This is a genomic window from Pedobacter riviphilus, from assembly GCF_014692875.1.
Classification (GTDB): Bacteria; Bacteroidota; Bacteroidia; order Sphingobacteriales; family Sphingobacteriaceae; genus Pedobacter; species Pedobacter riviphilus.
In genome coordinates, this window is sequence record NZ_CP061171.1 from 377,889 (window position 1) to 396,404 (window position 18,516).

Consider the following 18,516-nt stretch of genomic DNA (forward strand, 5'->3'; position numbering starts at 1 on the left):
GTAATAGATTCTAACTATTCCATTATAGAATTAAATGATTGTGATTAGTTATTTCAATTCTCTAAATTTATAATCATCTGGTTAACCCATAATAACGGATCAGATTTTTACTAACAAATATTATACATAATGGAAAAAGAATCGAATGATATCAGCAAATGCCCGTTTCATAATGGCAGCATGAAGAGTAATGTAGCTGGTGGTGGTACCAGAAATGGCGATTGGTGGCCAAAGCAGTTAAAGTTGAGTATTTTGCGTCAGCATTCTAACTTATCTAACCCAATGGATGGTGAATTCAGTTATGCTGAAGCTTTTAAAAGTTTAGATTTGGCAGCGCTAAAAGCAGACCTTCATGCACTGATGACCGATTCGCAAGATTGGTGGCCTGCAGATTTTGGTCACTACGGAGGCTTATTTATCCGAATGGCATGGCACAGTGCCGGAACCTATAGAGTGGGCGATGGCCGTGGTGGTGCTGGTGCCGGATTACAACGTTTTGCACCCCTTAATAGCTGGCCAGATAACGTGAGCCTCGATAAAGCCCGCAGATTACTTTGGCCAATTAAACAAAAATACGGACGCAAAATTTCGTGGGCAGATTTAATGATCCTAACAGGTAATATTGCCTTAGAATCCATGGGTTTTAAAACCTTTGGTTTTGCCGGTGGACGTGAAGATGTTTGGGAAGCTGACGAATCTGTATATTGGGGTTCGGAAACGACCTGGTTGGGTGGCGATCTTCGTTATGGACACGGCTCTGAAGGAGCAGAAAAAGCGCATGGGGTGGTGGTTACAGACGATGATGCAGATGGAGACGTACATTCGCGTAATTTAGAAAAACCACTTGCAGCAGTGCAGATGGGATTAATATATGTAAACCCAGAGGGACCAGATGGAAACCCAGACCCAATTCTTGCCGCAAAAGATATCCGCGATACTTTTGGTCGCATGGCGATGGATGATGAAGAAACGGTAGCATTAATTGCCGGTGGACATACCTTTGGCAAAACCCACGGTGCTGCTTCAGCAGACCATGTAGGCAAAGAGCCTGAAGCTGCTGGTATAGAAAGCCAGGGTTTAGGATGGAACAACAGTTATGGTTCTGGTAAAGGTGCTGATGCGATTACCAGTGGATTAGAAGTAATCTGGACCACCACACCGACGCAATGGAGCAATAATTTTTTCGAAAACCTTTTTGGATTTGAATGGGAATTATCGAAAAGTCCTGCCGGCGCACATCAGTGGAAAGCAGTCAATGCAGAAGCTATTATTCCTGATGCATTTGATGGATCAAAAAAACACCTGCCAACCATGCTAACCACCGATCTTTCTTTAAGATTCGATCCGGCGTATGAAAAAATATCAAGACGTTTCTTAGAAAACCCTGATCAGTTTGCTGATGCGTTTGCAAGAGCATGGTTTAAACTAACCCATCGCGATATGGGACCTGTAGCGCGTTACCTGGGGCCAGATGTACCACAGGAAGAATTGCTTTGGCAAGATCCGATACCCGCGGTTAATCATGTATTAATCAACGAAAGTGATGTTGCCGCATTAAAGGCAAAAGTATTGGCTTCAGGATTGAGTGTATCCGAACTGGTTTCTACCGCTTGGGCTTCTGCCTCTACTTTCCGTGGTTCCGATAAACGTGGGGGTGCCAATGGTGCACGGATCCGTTTGGCTCCGCAAAAAGACTGGGCGGTTAACAATCCTCCACAATTGCAAAAAGTATTGGGCGTATTAGAAGGAATCCAAAAAGAATTTAATGGTGCACAAGCTGAAGGCAAAAAAGTTTCACTGGCCGATTTAATTGTATTGGCAGGTGCTGCTGCGGTAGAAAAAGCGGCTGCTGCTGCTGGCCATTCAGTTACAGTGCCTTTTGCACCAGGTCGGATGGATGCCTCACAAGAGCAAACCGATGTAGAATCTTTTGGTTATTTAGAGCCACTTGCAGACGGCTTCCGTAATTACCGTAAATCTAAATCTACAGTTCCTACAGAAGAATTCCTGATCGATAAAGCCCAGTTGCTTACTTTAACTGCACCCGAATTAACGGTGTTGGTAGGTGGTTTACGTGCACTGGATACCAATTTCGACGGTTCTAAAAACGGGATCTTGACTACAAAACCGGGTCAGCTTACCAATGATTTTTTCATTAATTTATTAGATATGGAAACGGCATGGAAAGCCGTTGCTGAAGATAAAGAACTATATATTGGAAGCAGCCGCTCAACTGGTCAGCCAAAATGGACAGCAACCCGTGCCGATCTTGTTTTCGGTTCCAATTCAGAATTAAGGGCAATTGCAGAGGTGTACGCAAGTTCTGATGCGCAAGGTAAATTTGTAAAAGACTTTGTGGCCGCCTGGAATAAAATAATGAATGCAGATCGTTTTGATTTAAATTAATCAGAAATAGAACACAACATTTAAAGGCACCGGAAATTTCGGTGCCTTTTTGTTACCGATGTTTTCGGCATGGTACGATACAGATTTCGCTTTACAGTTTTTTAAGGGTAATTCAGTACAAGACACTGTATTCTTTTTAGAAAATGGCCTGTTTTTTACCTTGAACGCGATTGAGAATGGTAGTTAAGCGGCATTTATTTTTTCTGAAATAACCTAAATAAAAAAATATTGAAAGATTTTTTTATTTGTTAAAACAATTCTCAAACTTATTTGTCTTTTAGTTTCATTAGTTTGTTTGGTTTGGTCTTATTGGTGGATGCGAATAAGACAAAATAATTGGCCTCATAGAAATATGGGCTTTCTCGTTTTTATAGGCAATAGTCCGCCATGCAACATTGATAATATCTGTACTGATCAATATTATCTATAGGAAAGCCTGATGAGCTTTTTTTTGAAAAAAACTAAATTTTTTTATCTAATTATTAAAAATAGACTTAAATAGGTGAGGCATAATGAATTTGGGGCAAGCCATTTCCTGATTTACATAGAGCATTTATTCAAAAAAATTAGCACCTGTAAAAGTAATCATACTGTAATCGGATTTATACGATAACGTATTTCTAATTATCAAAATAATATTCTTGATTTTGTGATAAAATATTTAATATTGAATTGATAAATCGATTTATCAACAACCGAATATGATGATGAGCTTAGGTATATTTATGTCCTATGGGATAATGTATGTCTGTGTAGTTTATTTGTGTGTAGTTTTTAACCCGTTTAAAAATGCGATCTCCCAGCACACAATTGCTTTTAACTCGAAGCCCTTCTGATTAAAAATGATTATTTGCCTTCGATTGTTTTTTATTGAACAATTGATAAAACGTTTTAGCTGTTAGCGGCTGAATTATATATTATTAACTAACCATTTCTAAACCTAAAACCGATGAAAATCAATCTATTAAAGATTTCAGGGCTTTCTGTGCTTTTTTTGCTCAACAGCCCTGCTTTTTCGATGAATCTGGTTGCTGAAAAATCCGAGGGGTTTTCCGAGCTAAATATGCCTTTAGTGCATATTCAAAACCGAAAAGTAATTACAGGAACCGTATTAGACGAAAAAAACATGCCAATTCCAGGCGTTGGCATCAAAAACATTTCTTCAGGTAAAACTGCTGTAACTGATGAAACTGGTAAGTTCAGTATCGAGGCGAACCCGAATGATGTGATCCGCTTTTCGTATGTGGGCTATCAAAATAAAGATATTACAGTAGGCAACGAAGCTAACGTAAGCGTTAAAATGATACCTGCCGAAGCCAATAAGTTAGACGAAGTAGTGGTAATTGGTTATGGATCAGTGAAAAAGACAGATCTTACCGGCTCCGTTGGTGTGGTAAAAGCCAGCGAACTTCAGGAACGTCCGTCTTCATCGCTAAATCAGGCATTAGCTGGCCGTATTTCTGGTGTACAGGTAAATACCAACTCGGGTAGGCCTGGTGGGCAGACAAACATCAAAATCAGGGGTTTTAGTTCCATCAACACGAGTAACAATCCACTTTATGTGGTAGATGGGGTGGCTTTGCCAGTAGGATCTCAAACACAGAACAGTAACGCCATCGATTACATTAATCCAAGCGATATCGCTTCGGTAGAGGTATTAAAGGATGCATCTTCTACAGCCATATATGGTGCAAGAGGTGCAAATGGTGTAATTTTAATCACTACTAAAAAAGGAACAGCAAATGCTCAACGCATTACTTATGACGCAGATTTTGGTGTAAATACGCTGGCCGCCCACCATGTTAAGATGCTTGATGCCTTTGAGTATGTTAAAGTGCAGGATCTGGCTTACGATAACATCAAGGTGTACGATCCGGTAGGTTGGGCCGCAGGTAACTATGCTTCAACCCCTGTTCCTAAAGCAGCAAGGATCGCTTTGCCTCAATTTTTCGATAGCAATGGAAACCCATTATATAACACCGATTGGTTGAAAGAATCTACACAGAACAAACTTTCGCAAAATCACCAGCTGGGTTTTACAGGTGGAAACGAAAATAGCACTTATGGTGTTTTTGCGGGTTATCGCGACGACGAGGGTCTTTTGCTAAACTCTTATCTAAAACGTTATTCGGGCAGATTTAATTTCGACAGCAAAATTAAACCATGGTTAAAGGTAGGCGGTAATTTGAGTTATAATAACCAGAACGAAAACATTGTTGATCAGGGAACAGGCGGCTTAAATTCAGTCCGTATGATTACCGAAGCATTCCCTTTTCTGCCCATTAAACTGGCAGATGGCAAGTGGGGCGACAATAAACTGATTCCATGGGCAGAAGGAGGCTCCAATCCGGTGCATATCTTAACTGATCAAAAATATGGAATGGTTACCCAAACGGCTTTAGGAAGTATTTATTCTACCATTAGCTTTAGTAAAGATTTAGAATTCCGCACCCAGTTAGGGGCCAATATTGTGAGCCGCAACATTAACGAGTACAACGCCAAACAATTGTACGGTATTTCTGACGGGCAGAATGGAACAGCCAATGTAACCAATGATAAGGAAACCTTTTGGTCATTAGAAAACTATTTAACCTATAACAAACGTTTTGCAGAATCGCATGCCATTAATGCTTTATTGGGTATCTCTTGGCAGGCCACCAATTTCTTTAGCAATACCAGCCATGCCGAGAATTTTGTAACCGATTTTTACGGAAACAATAATATGGGCTCCGGAAGTAAATCGATTACGGTGGGCTCTAGTCGCAACAGATCAGCTTTTAACTCTTATTTTGGAAGGTTAAACTATGCCTTTAAAGATAAATACCTGGTTACTTTTACAGGTAGGGTAGACGGATCATCCAAATTCGGTGAGAACCATAAATTTGCATTTTTCCCTTCGGCAGCACTGGCCTGGAAAGCCTCAGATGAAGATTTCCTTAAAGGCAACAAAACCATCTCTAACTTAAAACTAAGAACCAGTTATGGTTTAAGTGGTAATTCAGAACTTCCTGCCTATCAGTCGTTAGCTACATTGGTTAATAACTCAGCTATTATCAATGATAGTAAGGTAACCGGTATTGGTATCGGCCGTTTGGCCAATCCAGATCTGGTTTGGGAAAAAACAGCACAGGTTGATGCGGGTTTAGAATTGGGTTTATTTAACAACCGAATTAATTTAGAGGCCGACCTTTATTATCGAAAAACAACCGATATGTTACTGGATGCCCCGGTGCCACGTACCACAGGATATGCGGTGATCAGAAAAAATATAGGGTCTATGCAGAACAAAGGTTTAGATTTAGGCATCAATACGGTGAACGTACAAACCGACGATTTTACTTGGAAAACCAGCTTTAATATCTCTCTTAACCGAAATAAGGTGCTTTCTTTGGCAACGCCTGATGATATTTTTGGTGTGGGTAATCCAAATTTCACCAATCAAACAGGTATTATCAGAGTTGGTGAGCCTGTAGGGTCATTCTGGGGCCTGGTGCGTTTAGGCACCTGGAGCGAGGCCGAAAGAGCAGAAGCAGCTAAATATGTAAGTTATCGCGGTGGTAAAACTTTGCTTCCGGGCGATATCAAATATTTAGATGTAAACGGCGACCACGCCATTACAGATGCCGACCGCCAGATTATTGGTAACGGAACACCGAAAGGTTGGGGATCGTTTGGTAACTCATTCCGATATAAAAACTTAGAGCTGATTGTAGAACTTCAATATTCTTATGGTAACGATGTATTGAATATGACCCATCACTCGGGAGAAGACAGACAGGTACAGGCCAATAGTTTCGCCAGTGTATTAAATGCCTGGACTCCCCAGAACCAAAATACGCCGATTGCTGCAATCAGGGATCAGTCTGCCGGTTATGTAACCAACGTAGATACCCACTGGTTAGAAGACGGTTCTTTCATCCGTGGAAAAAACCTTTTACTGGGCTATACTTTTGATAAAACACTTGTCGAAAAATTGCGCTTGAGCAAACTCCGTGTTTATGCATCTGTTCAGAATTTCTTCCTGGCCACCAAGTATACCGGTAACGACCCTGAGGTAACTACTTATGGAAATGCATTTGCACAGGGGCAAACATTTTTCGATTATCCAAAGCCTACTACTTTCATGGTGGGTTTAAACATTGGATTATAAACATTAACTAAAGAAAGGATATCAAAATGAAAATAAACATAAAAAATATCGCTGCTTTGTTGTTGCTAAGCGGTGCTATAATCGGGAATTCGGGATGTAAGAAGTTTTTAGATGAAACAGATCCCACCAATCTTTCACCCAATAGTTTTTATACTTTACCAGAGCATGCAGAAGCAGGTATTGCTGCTGTTTATGCAGAGATCAGGTTTATTGGAAACGGTGCTGGTATTTATTCCAACAACTGGCAGATGTTTGATGCCCCAACTGGGATACAATCTACCGAAACAGCACAAAACTCCGATCTGAACAATTTGTATGCACTAATTTATGATGGAACAAACCTTCATGTTAACCAAACCTGGAACGGATTTTATAAAGTAATTGCGCAAACCAACCTGGTATTGGATAAAGTTCCAAGCATTAACCCGATGGACAATGCACAGAAAAAAAGAATTTTAGGAGAGGCTGCTTTCATTAGGGCCTGGGCCTATTTTTACCTGGTACGTTTGTGGGGCGATGTACCTTTGATTACAAAACCGATTACCAGCCCAAATGATCCCAATTTTTCTCCTTCCCGTACACCACAAGAACAGGTTTACAAACAGATTGTTGACGATCTGGTTGCTGCAGAAGCAGCGGGTTTGCCTTTTATGGATGCAAGCGGACGTATTTCTACAGCGGCAATTAAAACTGAACTGGCAAAAGTATATTTAACCATGGCCGGACAACCCCTTAACAAAGGAGCAGCTTATTATAAACTAGCTGCAGATAAGGCCAAAGAGGTAATCGATTATTCAACCGGGAATCCTACATCGCTTGGCTTATTTTCAAGTTACGGCGCCCTGCACGATGCAAAGAACGATAATAAAATGGAGCATTTATTCGGAATCCAGTACAATGATGCTGCCGGATCTGGTAACCCTTTGCAGTCATCGTACCTGCCATTGCACCAGCCTTTGGTTTCTAAAATTGATGGAATTGGAACTTCTATCCCAACTGCAAGTTTTTATGGTTCTTACGAAGCAGGAGATTTAAGAGCTAAAAACAGAGAAGGTTATTTCTTTACAGACTATTATACCGATGGATTTAAAATGCCGTTGATTAACCGTGGCAAGCCTTATGTTTTCAAACACTTCGATGTGGTTGCCAATGGAACGTTAGGGGTAGAAGGTACCAGCAGGAGTGATCTGAATATCCCACAGATCCGTTATGTAGAAACCTTATTAATTTATGCCGAAGCACAGAACAGGGCCGATGGAAGCCCGAATATTGCTGCCTATGCTGCGGTAAATGCAGTGCGAAAAAGGGCTCAATTGGCTGATCTTGCAGGCCTAAGCCAAACACAGTTTGAAGAAGCCGTATGGAGGGAACGCTGGCATGAGCTGTGTTACGAGGGCATTATCTGGTTCGATATGGTGAGGTTGCGTAAAGTGTACAACGAAAGTACCAATGGTTTTGATAATTTTGTTGGCCACGTTAATAAAAGTGTAAACCAGCCTTTGCAAACCAAACATTTATTGTTCCCCGTTCCTACTTCAGAAATCAAAAATAACCCTAATCTGACTCCAAATCCAGGTTATTAACAACAACATTTCTAGTGGTTGGTATCACACCAACGATAAAAAAACGGATGCCCGATATGAGGTATCCGTTTTTTATCATCGTTTCGGCTGAAGCACAACTGAATAGAGATCCTTCGATGTCGCTCGGGAGCATACTAATGCAAAACGAGGTGTCGGGCTTGCTAAAAGAGGTTTATTGGCAATTTTATAGCCTTTAACTATTGTATAGGCAGATTTTACGGTAACTCGTAAATTGAGCTTAAAAAAATAAAAAGCACAAAATGGCTTTTTTAATTTATTAGGCTTATTTTTGCAGCAAATTATAGAACCATACAGGAGATTAATTAAAGCCTGTGAACCTCGATAATCATTAGAAGAACTCATATTTTATCAATGACAAACGACAAAAAAGAAATATTCGAAAGCGTAGCACAACGTTTAAAAATTGAAGGTTTTAATGTAGTAAACCGCGATGAAACCCGCCCTTGGGGTGGTTTCTTTGTGATAGATGAGTCGCAGGCGCAACAATTTGCCGATACTTATTTTGATGGATTAAATGTTGAAGACCTTAAAATTGGCGGTAAATTAAGCCCGAAAATTTTAATCGTTGCGCCCAATACACGTCTTTCGTGGCAATATCACCACCGCAGAGCTGAAATCTGGCAAGTGGTTACTGGTACCGTTGGTATCAAAACCAGCCAAACTGATGAAGAAGGAGAAGTAAAAAAATACGCGCCGAAAGATCAGATCAAATTGCAACAAGGCGAACGCCACCGTTTAATTGGTTTAGAAGACTGGGGCGTTGTAGCGGAAATATGGCAACATACCGATGCTTCAAACCCATCAGATGAAAGCGATATCGTACGTGTTCAAGACGATTTCGGTAGATAATAAAATAATTGAAAAATGGAATCCTGTTCTATACATTGGAACAGGATTCTTTTTATCTGAACGTTTAAGCCGGAGTAGTTTTTTACACCTTAAAACTAAACGCTTTCAAAATACGTTTATATATAGCATACACACCCATACATGATCATCCTCATTTTTTTTCTTTGCCATTGGTTTTTATCCCTCTTTAGCCAAACCTTTTTCCTTCACCGTTACTCTTCACACAAGATGTTTAAAATGGAGCTTTTTTGGGAGCGGTTTTTCTACCTGATATTGCTGATCTCGCAAGGTTCATCATTTTTAAACCCGAGGGCTTATGCCATTTTGCACCGGATGCACCATGCTTATAGTGACACAGAGAAAGATCCGCACTCACCGCATTTTTTTAAGGATGTTTTTGGGATGATGATTGCAACAAAGAACATGTACATGAATTATCTGCAATTTAAAATACAGCCAGAACCAGCTTTTCAGGGGAATTACCCCGAATGGCCGATTGTTGATAAGATTGGAAATTCATGGGCTTGGAGAATTGCATGCGGGCTGTTTTATATTGGCTTTTATGTTGCTTTTGCCAACCACTGGTGGATGTTTTTATTGTTACCAATTCACTTTTTAATGGGACCTTTACATGGAGCAATTGTAAACTGGTGTGGTCATAAATATGGCTATTCTAACCATGATAATGATGATCATAGCAAAAACTCATTGCCTTGGGATTTCTTGTTGATGGGCGAGCTTTTTCAGAACAACCACCATAAAAAACCAAACAGTCCTAACTTTGCTACCAAATGGTGGGAATTTGATCCAACTTACCCGGTAATGAAGGTATTGCACTGGATGCGTATTATCAAAATCAGAAAAGTTTAAAGGAAGACTAACGCTTAGCGCTAAGTGCTCCGTCATACTATCCCGAATGTTCGGGATTTATTCCATGGTCTGTGTCCTCACAGGCCATTGGTTTTTCCTGTTTGGTTCACTAAACTGGCCATAGCTTTTTTCGCTACGGAAGCACTGAAACCGCGGATAACGCTTTATCATTTGTCCTTCTTTTCTAATTAAAAATATACTCTGCTTCTTGAAACATTCATTTTTATGAGTAACCCCGAGTGTGATCAAAGAGCAATAAGGAAACTACTGTCATCCATAATTCCTTTTACCGATGAAAGCGTAGTGTTTGCCGACTAATTAGAAGAGTTAGGGTAAAAAGTATAGGTTATAATTGTAACAAAATGCAATTTGCGTAGACTAATTACAAAAGACTAACTCTTAACATGAAAAAACTTTTATTATTAACTTTAATTCTTGGAATATTTTTTACCGCACATGCCCAGTTTCCGAGTGGTGGCTTTGGTGGAGGGCAAAAAAAAACTACTGTTACCGGACGTATCACGGCCACTATACTCGATTCATTAACTAAAAAACCTATTGATTATGCCACTGTATCGTTGATTAACGCAAAAGATAATAAATCTGTAAATGGTGGTGTAACTGACGAAAAAGGAAAATTAACCTTACAAAATGTATCGCCCGATTCATATAAGCTAATGATCGGTTTTATGGGGTACAAAACAAAATCGGTTTTGGTTACCACCACGCCATCAAAACCCGATAATAATATAGGTACGATTTACATTTCATCAAGCGAAAATACTTTGGCCGATGTTCAGGTTCAGGGAACCAAAGCAGTTATCGAAAATAAAATTGATAGGATGGTATATAATGCAGAGGCTGATGGTACAAACGCCGGTGGCGATGCAACAGATGTAATGCGTAAGGTGCCGATGTTATCGGTTGATATTAATGGCAACGTACAGTTGCGGGGTGGCGCCGTTCGTGTATTAATTAACGGTAAGCCTTCCGGTACCATGGCCAGCAGCGTTGCTGATGCATTGAAAATGATACCTGCAGAGCAGATTAAGAGTGTTGAGGTCATTACCAGTCCATCTGCCAAATATGATGCAGAAGGTTCGGGTGGTATCATCAATATTATTACTAAAAAATCCAATGCACAAGGCGTAAGTGGTTCGGTAAATGCTTCTGCAGGTACACGTCAGAACAACGGTGCGTTTAACTTAACTGCAAAAACGGGTAGATTAAGTGTAAACACAAGTTTGGGAACAAATCTGGCTTATGCACAGAATTCGAGGGTAATTATGAATAACATCACACCAACCACAAATATTTATCAAGATGGTTACTCTAAATGGAGTAGGAGTGGCTATAATGGTAGCTTGGGCTTGGATTACGATTTTAACGCTTATAATAACCTGAGTACCAACATTAAATTTAACCGTTTTTCTAACGGTGGGCCTGGTGAATCAGATATCTTGATCAATCAGGTAGCCCAAAAAAATATCTCAGATATGGATATGGCCTTTTCAAATATGGATTGGAATGTTGATTATAAAAAAACAAGTAAAAAAGAAGGTGAGGAATTCAGTATTTCTGGACAGTTATCACAAGGAAGAAATACTACCGATTATAATAATATTTTAAGGATACCAAATGTTGGAGATTTTCCAGACATAAGAAGCAACCTTGGAAAAAACAATGAGTACACCATACAAACAGATTATGTACTCCCCATTACTAAAAAGACAACTTTAGAAACAGGGATAAAAGGTATTTTCAGAAACATAACGAGTAATAACGATGAGGTTGCGCAGGATTTCGATTATAATCAGGACGTAGCATCAGCTTATGGTGTTTTGGGATTTGATTTAACAAAAAAAATAAAGGTTAAAGGCGGCTTAAGAGCAGAGTATACTGACATCACTGGTGTTTTTGCTGGTTCGCTACCAATTAAAAATGATTATTTTAATCTTTTTCCAAGCGTAATTATTTCTCAAACTTTAAAAGGCAATTCAACTTTAAAAATAAGCTATAACCGTAGGGTGCAGCGGCCAAGTTTATTTTATTTAAATCCTTTCCGTAATAACAGTAATCCTTTCAGCCCTTCAGAAGGTAATCCTAACTTGGCCCCTGAGTTAAGTGATAATATAGAATTAGGTTACTCTACTTTTATTAAAGGATCGGTAATCAATGCTTCAGTTTTTTACCGTCGCACAGGTAACATTATAGAAAGTTTTATTAGAGAAATTAATGAAGATAATGTTGATAAGGTACTTACTACTTACCGGAATATTGGTACAGCAGAAACTTTTGGTTTCAATGTTTTCGGCTCTTATAATCCAAAACCAAAATGGACATTAATGGCAAATATCGGCTTAAATACTTATGAAGTAAATAACGAATTAACAAACCAAAGCTCAGGTACATTTGCAAATTATAATCTTTTTGCCAGATCTGCTTACGGTTTTGGTAAAGGCTGGAATTTTGAGCTGTTTGGCGTGGTAAACTCTCCTCGCAGAACTTTTCAGGGTAAAACCGATGCAATGATCTTTTATGGCGCTTCTATCAAAAAAGAAGTATTGAAGAAAAAAGGATCAATAGGATTTAATACCTTAAATCCATTTAACCGTGATTTAAATATCAAAACGATTAATACAACTGCAACAACTTATCAAAAAACCGATATCTACTATCCACTACGCTCTTTTGGCGTGAACTTTAGTTATTCTTTCGGTAAGCTTAAATTTACGGAGAAGAAAAAGATCAAAAACGACGATGTAAAGCAAGATCAGCAACAAGGAGGTATGGGCGGCGTTCAACAATAAAACCCAATCTAAATATATAGTTCAGGCCTCTTGATCAAAATCGGGAGGCTTTTTTAGTTTTTCTTTATTCGCTTTAAAATCATCAGACTCAATGGGTTGAACGAATATCCGCTAATATTGTTCTGTAGCATCACTACAGACTGATCGTAGAACAGCGGAACAACCGGGGCATAATCCATTACCATCTGATCCATTTTTCGGTACAACTCAAAGCGTTTTTCGTTATCGGTTTCATAATAGCTTTTTTCGAACAGCTGATCAAACTCCTTGTTGTAAAAAGCCGTATAATTTGGTCCGTAAGGGACTTTATTTTTGGAGTAAAACATAGAAAGGAAATTCTCTCCATCGCCATAATCGGCCAGCCAGGAACCACGGAAAAAATTTACATTGTTTTTCGACATTAAATCCCTAAGGCTAGCACTTGGACTTACATCAATTTTAGTTTTAATACCTACAGCAGTAAGTTCACCCTGAATAAATTCGATCAGATCTTTATAAGTTGTGGTTGTATTTAGGGTTACCTCTCCCATACCTTTTCCTTCTGGGAAACCAGCTTCCGCTAAAAGCTTGGCAGCAAGTTTTGGGTTATAGGCATACCCCCGAACAGCCAAACTATCAAAACCAGGCATACCTTTAGGAATGAAACCAGATGTTGCAGCTACGCCAATACCATTCCTTAAGTATTTAATTAATCGGTCACGGTCTATAGCATAATTAATGGCCTGCCTGATTTTTTTTAAGCGCAATGGCGATTTCTTCACAATCAAAAGATTGGTATCAACCAATATACCTACGTACTCCGTACACAGGTATGGGCTTTTGGTTAATGTAAATTTTCCTTTGTATTTTGAGGTCATTTTTCCGCTTTTGGTTAGAATATCATCACGGTAACTACCGTCAACATTATAATAGAAATCCAGATCCTTTTTCAGGAAACTCATAAAGCCACTCTGTTTATCGGTGATGAAGCTGGCTTTTACGGCATCAAGGTAGGGTAGGGCCATCCCTTTGGCATCTTTTTCAAAATAATGCTCATTTTTTAAAAGCACTAATATTTCACCTTCTTTCCAGTATTTAAATCTAAACGGGCCAGTTCCAATGGGGTGGCTCCTAAAATCCTTACCGTAATGTTCTACCACTTCTTTGGGTACAACAGAACAATATTGTGTGGTAAGCAAACTCATAAACGGTGGAAAAGGACGTACCAGTTTGATCTGGAAAGTAGAATCATTTAATGCGATAAAATTATGCTTATCCTTCACTTTATCACTAAAAATCCATCCGCCTGAGGAGGCTATCTTTGGATCGATTAAACGATAAAAACTATATGCAAAATCGCTTGCAATTACTTTTCTGCCCTTTCCGTTTTTAAAAATCGGATCATCATGAAAATAAACATCATTACGCAGGTTAAAAGTATACGTAAGTGCATCTTTCGAAACCTGCCAGCTTTTGGCAATGCAGGGGGTGGTTTTCAAGGATGAATCGATCTGTACCAAACCATTAAAAATCTGGTTGGTCATCCAGATCGCATTCTGATTGCGCGCAAATGCCGGATCAATAGAGGTTAAACCCTGATCGAGGTTGATATTGAAGACTTTTTTGTCCTGATGATCAGCATTCTCCTTACATGAAAAGAATAAGCTTACACAAAAAAACCAAAATATATACTTAAATGAGCCTCTCATGCGATCAGGAATGTTATTTTTGCACAAATTAATAAATTTAATGCAGATGTCTTTTTTAAACGATTTATTTATTGGCCTCAATGCGGCTAAACAGGAAGAATTACAGGAACGTTTAGATTTAGTAGAGCACAAAATTAAATTTATGGATAAAATGCCTGTGGCTTGCTTAGATACCGGTAATTATCCAGGTTATCTTTTATCAGAAGAAATCGCATTGGCAGGCGGCATGTTGGAAACAGATACTTTAAATGCTGTTTTCATCATTTATTATCAGCCAGGTAAAACGCTTACTGATTTGATGCGTGAAGTACCTTCGGTATTGGATGCCGACTGGCCAGCCGTAAAAAACAACCGTATTATTTTATTGAACGACGACGTAGAACGCGAGAGAACTGCCGAAAATGCCGTTTCCCTAATCGAAGATATTGCTGAGATGTTACACCCAGGCTCATTTATTTTTGGGCATGAGGGCGATAAGTGGATTAGGTTTGAAGTTTAAGAGGTTAGGTACGAGATCTGAGATTTGAGACGGATGAAAAAAGTAATCATGATATGTTCTTTGATTCAGAGACCTTTAAACGTTGCAGAACGCTAAACTTAAACATTGTACTTTGCTATATGGTCACATCTGCCAGTGCGCTAAAGGCCGCCCAGACTTTTTTACCACCTAAGGAATCTAAGAGTATTTAAAGGGGAATATCATATTCGACGCCTGGTCATCCAACTTTGGACTCCTGACGTCCGACTCATCTCCCGTTCTTTAAACCTCCCTAATCTGATACTCTTCTATCTTCCGGTAAAGTGTGGTCAAACCGATTCCCAATAACCTCGAAGTTTCAGTTTTGTTCCCTTTGGTATGAATAAGTACCTTTTGTATGTGCTGTTTTTCAATTTGTTGCAGGTTATAATCGTTTTCTATTGGTGTAAACTCAAAGAATTCGGGTGGGAGGGCAGTTGCACTTAGCGCATCGCCATCTGCTAAAATAACCAAACGCTCGATTACGTTTTTTAACTCACGGATATTTCCTTTCCAACTGTGACTGCTCAATATGGATAAGATTTTATCATCCATTTTTGGTGTTGATCGATTTACCTTATCGGCAAATTCTTTCAGGTAGTATTTAGCCAGTGCAGGGATGTCGGCTTTACGTTCACGGAGCGGAGGTAAGGTGATGGTAAAAACCGACAGCCGGTAATAGAGATCGGATCGGAATTTTCCGGATGAGGCATCGGCTTTTAAATCTTTATTGGTAGCGGCTAAAATCCGAACGTTTACTTGTTGCGTTTGGGTATCACCCACTTTGATAAATGTCTGGCTTTCAAGTACACGTAATAATTTTGCCTGCAAATCGAGGTTCATCTCACCGATTTCATCCAGTAATAATGTGCCACCGTTGGCTTCTTCCAATAATCCTTTTTTGTCTTTATTGGCACCCGTAAAAGCCCCAGCTTTGTATCCAAATAATTCGCTTTCTAATAAATCTGGACTAAAACCGCTGCAATTTAAGGCAACAAAAGGCTTTGCAGCCCTCGGGCTTTCGTAATGGATAGATTGAGCGAAAACTTCCTTTCCGGTTCCTGTTTCGCCCAGTAACAAAACGGTAGTGTCTGTTGCGCTCACTTTTTTAGCTAGATCAATCGCTTCCATCAACGATTTTGATTGACCAATAATGGTTTCGAAGCTATGTTTTTTAGCGATTTTGTTTTCCAGGTCGGAAACCCTGCGCTGCAGATTTGATTTATCCATCGCCTTGTACAAAAGCGGAATAATCTTCTCGTTATCATCGCCTTTTACGAGGTAATCGAATGCCCCATTCTTAATAGCCAAAACGCCATCAGAAATGGTACCGTAAGCAGTAAGGTTTATAATTTCTATATAAGATTTTATCGCTTTAATATCTTTAACCAGTGCAACGCCATTTACATCAGGCAATTTTACATCACTGATAACAATACTCACATCATTGTTTCTAATTAATTTAAGGCCTTCTTTCCCAGTACCTGCCTGTAAGGTTTTAAAACCTTCGAGTTCTATAATTCTGGAAAGTAAACTGCTGATTTTCTTTTCATCATCGATGATGAGGACCATCCCATTCATAGGTAAAATTTATGCTGCAATATTAACAATAAATATACCGAATAATTAACGATTGTGATAATTCAGTCCTTCCGGCTTTAGCTCGAAACCCAACCAATCAAACAGGAGATAAAAATAGCTTTTCAATATGGAAAGAAGCCTTTCAAAACGGTACGATTTTGTTTATGCTTACCATGATGTTATCTGTTGTTTTTAAGTTTTTATGTTGATAATCAGTATTTTATTGTTTTTTTTTACTACATGGGTATTGCTTTTGATGACTGGCAGTTATGAAATTTTATTAAAATGAACAATTCAATAATTTTTGTCAGGGTAGCAACCAACGCAGATGCAAAGTATGCAGATGAAATTGTAGCAGAAACACAAAGTTCCGCATTGTTAAGGGGTTCAGGAATTGCGAAAAGAACGCCGACTTCAATTGTCGAAAAAATGAATGCCGGGAAAGCCGTTATCGCAGTAACTGCGGCTGGCGAATGGGTTGGGTTTTCTTATTTCGAAAGCTGGCAGGAAAACACCTTTATTTCCAATTCAGGATTAATTGTTGCACCTAAATTTAGAAATTCCGGTGTTGCCAAAAGCATTAAAAACCGGATTTTCAGTCTCTCCCGTCGCTTGTACCCCGAAGCCAAAATATTCAGCATTACCTCTGGCGCAGCCATTATGAAAATGAATAGTCAACTAGGGTTCGAGCCCGTAACCTTTGCACAAATTACCCAGGATAATGCCTTTTGGGAAGGTTGCAAAAGCTGTGTTAACTATGCTATCCTCGAAAGTAAAAATAAAAGTAACTGTTTATGCACAGCCATGTTGTTCAGTCCCGAACATATCGATCAAATTATCGCCAGTGCAGAAAATACCCTACAATTGAAACAAAACCTAAACCTTAAAAGCATTTAATAAACCGTTATGAATACTGTAGAAAAACAACTAGTCAGTCATCCTGATTTAAACCACTTATACAATGAAGCGATAGAACTTTTGTCTGCTTTAATTGCCATACCATCTTTTAGTGGTTCAGAACAGGGCACTGCAAATAAAATAGAATTGCATTTGGCTAAACATGGCATTACTACCATTCGCAAAAACAATAATGTATGGTGCTACAATAAGTATTTCGACCATGCAAAACCGACTATTCTGCTTAACTCGCACCACGATACTGTAAAACCGAATGAGCAGTATACATTAGATCCTTTCCATGCCATAATTTATGATGAAAAAATACATGGCTTGGGCAGTAACGATGCAGGTGCTTCGCTGGTATCGCTAATCTCTACCTTTATTTATTTTTACGAATCGACTGATCTCGCTTTCAATTTATGTTTGGCAGCCACTGGCGAAGAAGAAAATTCGGGTTTAAACGGCATCAGAAGTATTCTGGACGACCTCAAACCCATTTCTTTTGCAATAGTAGGCGAGCCAACAGGTATGCAAATGGCTATAGCCGAAAAAGGTTCGATGGTAATTGATTGTGTAGCCAAAGGCCGATCAGGACATGCCGCACGTGAAGAAGGTGACAATGCCATTTACAAAGCCATTAAGGATATTGATTGGTTTTCACATTTTCAGTTTCCGATTGAAGACGATTTACCTGCTCCGGTAAAAATGACCGTTACAGAAATAAATGCAGGTTTGCAACACAATATTGTACCGGGCGAATGCCATTTTACGGTCGATATCCGTTTCGATCACAATTATACCCCGCGCGAGATCTTAAATGTCATCATCAACCATACTTTAAGCAGTTTTAACGTTCGCCCTAATGTGCTTCATCCTTCCAACATCGATGTGTTACATCCGCTGGTAGTGGCCGGAATGGCACTTGGCAGAAAAACCTATGTTTCCCCTACCAGTTCCGGTCAGGGTTGGCTGACCATGCCTTCTGTAAAAATGGGACCTGGAGAATCAGCCAGGTCGCATACTGCAGATGAGTTTGTACTGATTGAAGAAATTGAAGAAGGAATAACGCTCTACATCCATTTGCTCGAATCTGTTTTTAAGATATTGTAAATCGGAGAAACGCCATTTTTTGTACCTTTTT

11 protein-coding genes are annotated in these 18,516 nt (G+C 39.3%); 9 read left to right on the forward strand and 2 right to left on the reverse strand.

Annotated features, from left to right (window positions below):
- The first annotated feature begins 129 nt into the window (after positions 1 to 129).
- From katG to H9N25_RS01475, 6 genes are all read left to right on the forward strand, one after another.
- A complete protein-coding gene (gene katG / locus H9N25_RS01450) occupies positions 130 to 2,406 on the forward strand; it encodes a catalase/peroxidase HPI (RefSeq protein WP_190327707.1) in 2,277 nt (758 codons plus the stop codon).
- Positions 2,407 to 3,355: 949 nt separating this feature from the next.
- The gene (locus H9N25_RS01455) at positions 3,356 to 6,556 is read left to right on the forward strand and encodes a SusC/RagA family TonB-linked outer membrane protein (protein WP_223833536.1); all 3,201 of its coding nucleotides are present in this window, start codon (positions 3,356 to 3,358) and stop codon (positions 6,554 to 6,556) included.
- Positions 6,557 to 6,582: 26 nt separating this feature from the next.
- Positions 6,583 to 8,139 carry a RagB/SusD family nutrient uptake outer membrane protein gene (locus H9N25_RS01460; RefSeq protein WP_190327708.1) on the forward strand — a complete coding sequence of 519 codons (1,557 nt, stop codon included), beginning with the start codon at positions 6,583 to 6,585 and terminating at the stop codon, positions 8,137 to 8,139.
- A 372-nt stretch (positions 8,140 to 8,511) separates the two neighbouring features.
- Positions 8,512 to 9,009, forward strand: a complete 498-nt coding sequence (locus tag H9N25_RS01465; protein WP_167292999.1) for a cupin domain-containing protein — start codon at positions 8,512 to 8,514, stop codon at positions 9,007 to 9,009.
- Positions 9,010 to 9,150: 141 nt separating this feature from the next.
- Complete coding sequence (locus H9N25_RS01470) at positions 9,151 to 9,879, forward strand: acyl-CoA desaturase (RefSeq protein WP_190327709.1); 729 nt, start codon at positions 9,151 to 9,153, stop codon at positions 9,877 to 9,879.
- Positions 9,880 to 10,283: 404 nt separating this feature from the next.
- Positions 10,284 to 12,689: an outer membrane beta-barrel family protein gene (locus H9N25_RS01475; protein WP_190327710.1), complete on the forward strand. Its 2,406-nt coding sequence runs from the start codon at positions 10,284 to 10,286 to the stop codon at positions 12,687 to 12,689.
- A 53-nt stretch (positions 12,690 to 12,742) separates the two neighbouring features.
- Here H9N25_RS01475 and H9N25_RS01480 read toward each other — a convergent pair whose 3' ends face one another.
- Complete coding sequence (locus tag H9N25_RS01480; protein WP_190327711.1) at positions 12,743 to 14,377, reverse strand: ABC transporter substrate-binding protein; 1,635 nt, start codon at positions 14,375 to 14,377, stop codon at positions 12,743 to 12,745.
- A 46-nt stretch (positions 14,378 to 14,423) separates the two neighbouring features.
- On the opposite strand from H9N25_RS01480, the gene H9N25_RS01485 reads away from it, so the two are divergent.
- Positions 14,424 to 14,876: a substrate-binding domain-containing protein gene (locus H9N25_RS01485; protein ID WP_190327712.1), complete on the forward strand. Its 453-nt coding sequence runs from the start codon at positions 14,424 to 14,426 to the stop codon at positions 14,874 to 14,876.
- A gap of 261 nt (positions 14,877 to 15,137) precedes the next feature.
- On the opposite strand, the gene H9N25_RS01490 is transcribed toward H9N25_RS01485, so the two are convergent.
- Positions 15,138 to 16,475 (reverse strand): sigma-54-dependent transcriptional regulator, encoded by a 1,338-nt coding sequence (locus H9N25_RS01490; RefSeq protein WP_167293011.1) that lies wholly within the window; start codon positions 16,473 to 16,475, stop codon positions 15,138 to 15,140.
- 285 nt (positions 16,476 to 16,760) lie between these two features.
- Between H9N25_RS01490 and H9N25_RS01495 the strand changes: the two genes are divergently transcribed.
- On the forward strand, positions 16,761 to 17,372 hold the full coding sequence (locus H9N25_RS01495) for an N-acetyltransferase (RefSeq protein ID WP_190327713.1): 612 nt from the start codon (positions 16,761 to 16,763) through the stop codon (positions 17,370 to 17,372).
- Between the two features lie 9 nt (positions 17,373 to 17,381).
- Entirely contained in the window at positions 17,382 to 18,485 is a 1,104-nt protein-coding gene (locus tag H9N25_RS01500; RefSeq protein WP_190327714.1) for a M20/M25/M40 family metallo-hydrolase, read from the forward strand.
- Positions 18,486 to 18,516 lie beyond the last annotated feature (31 nt).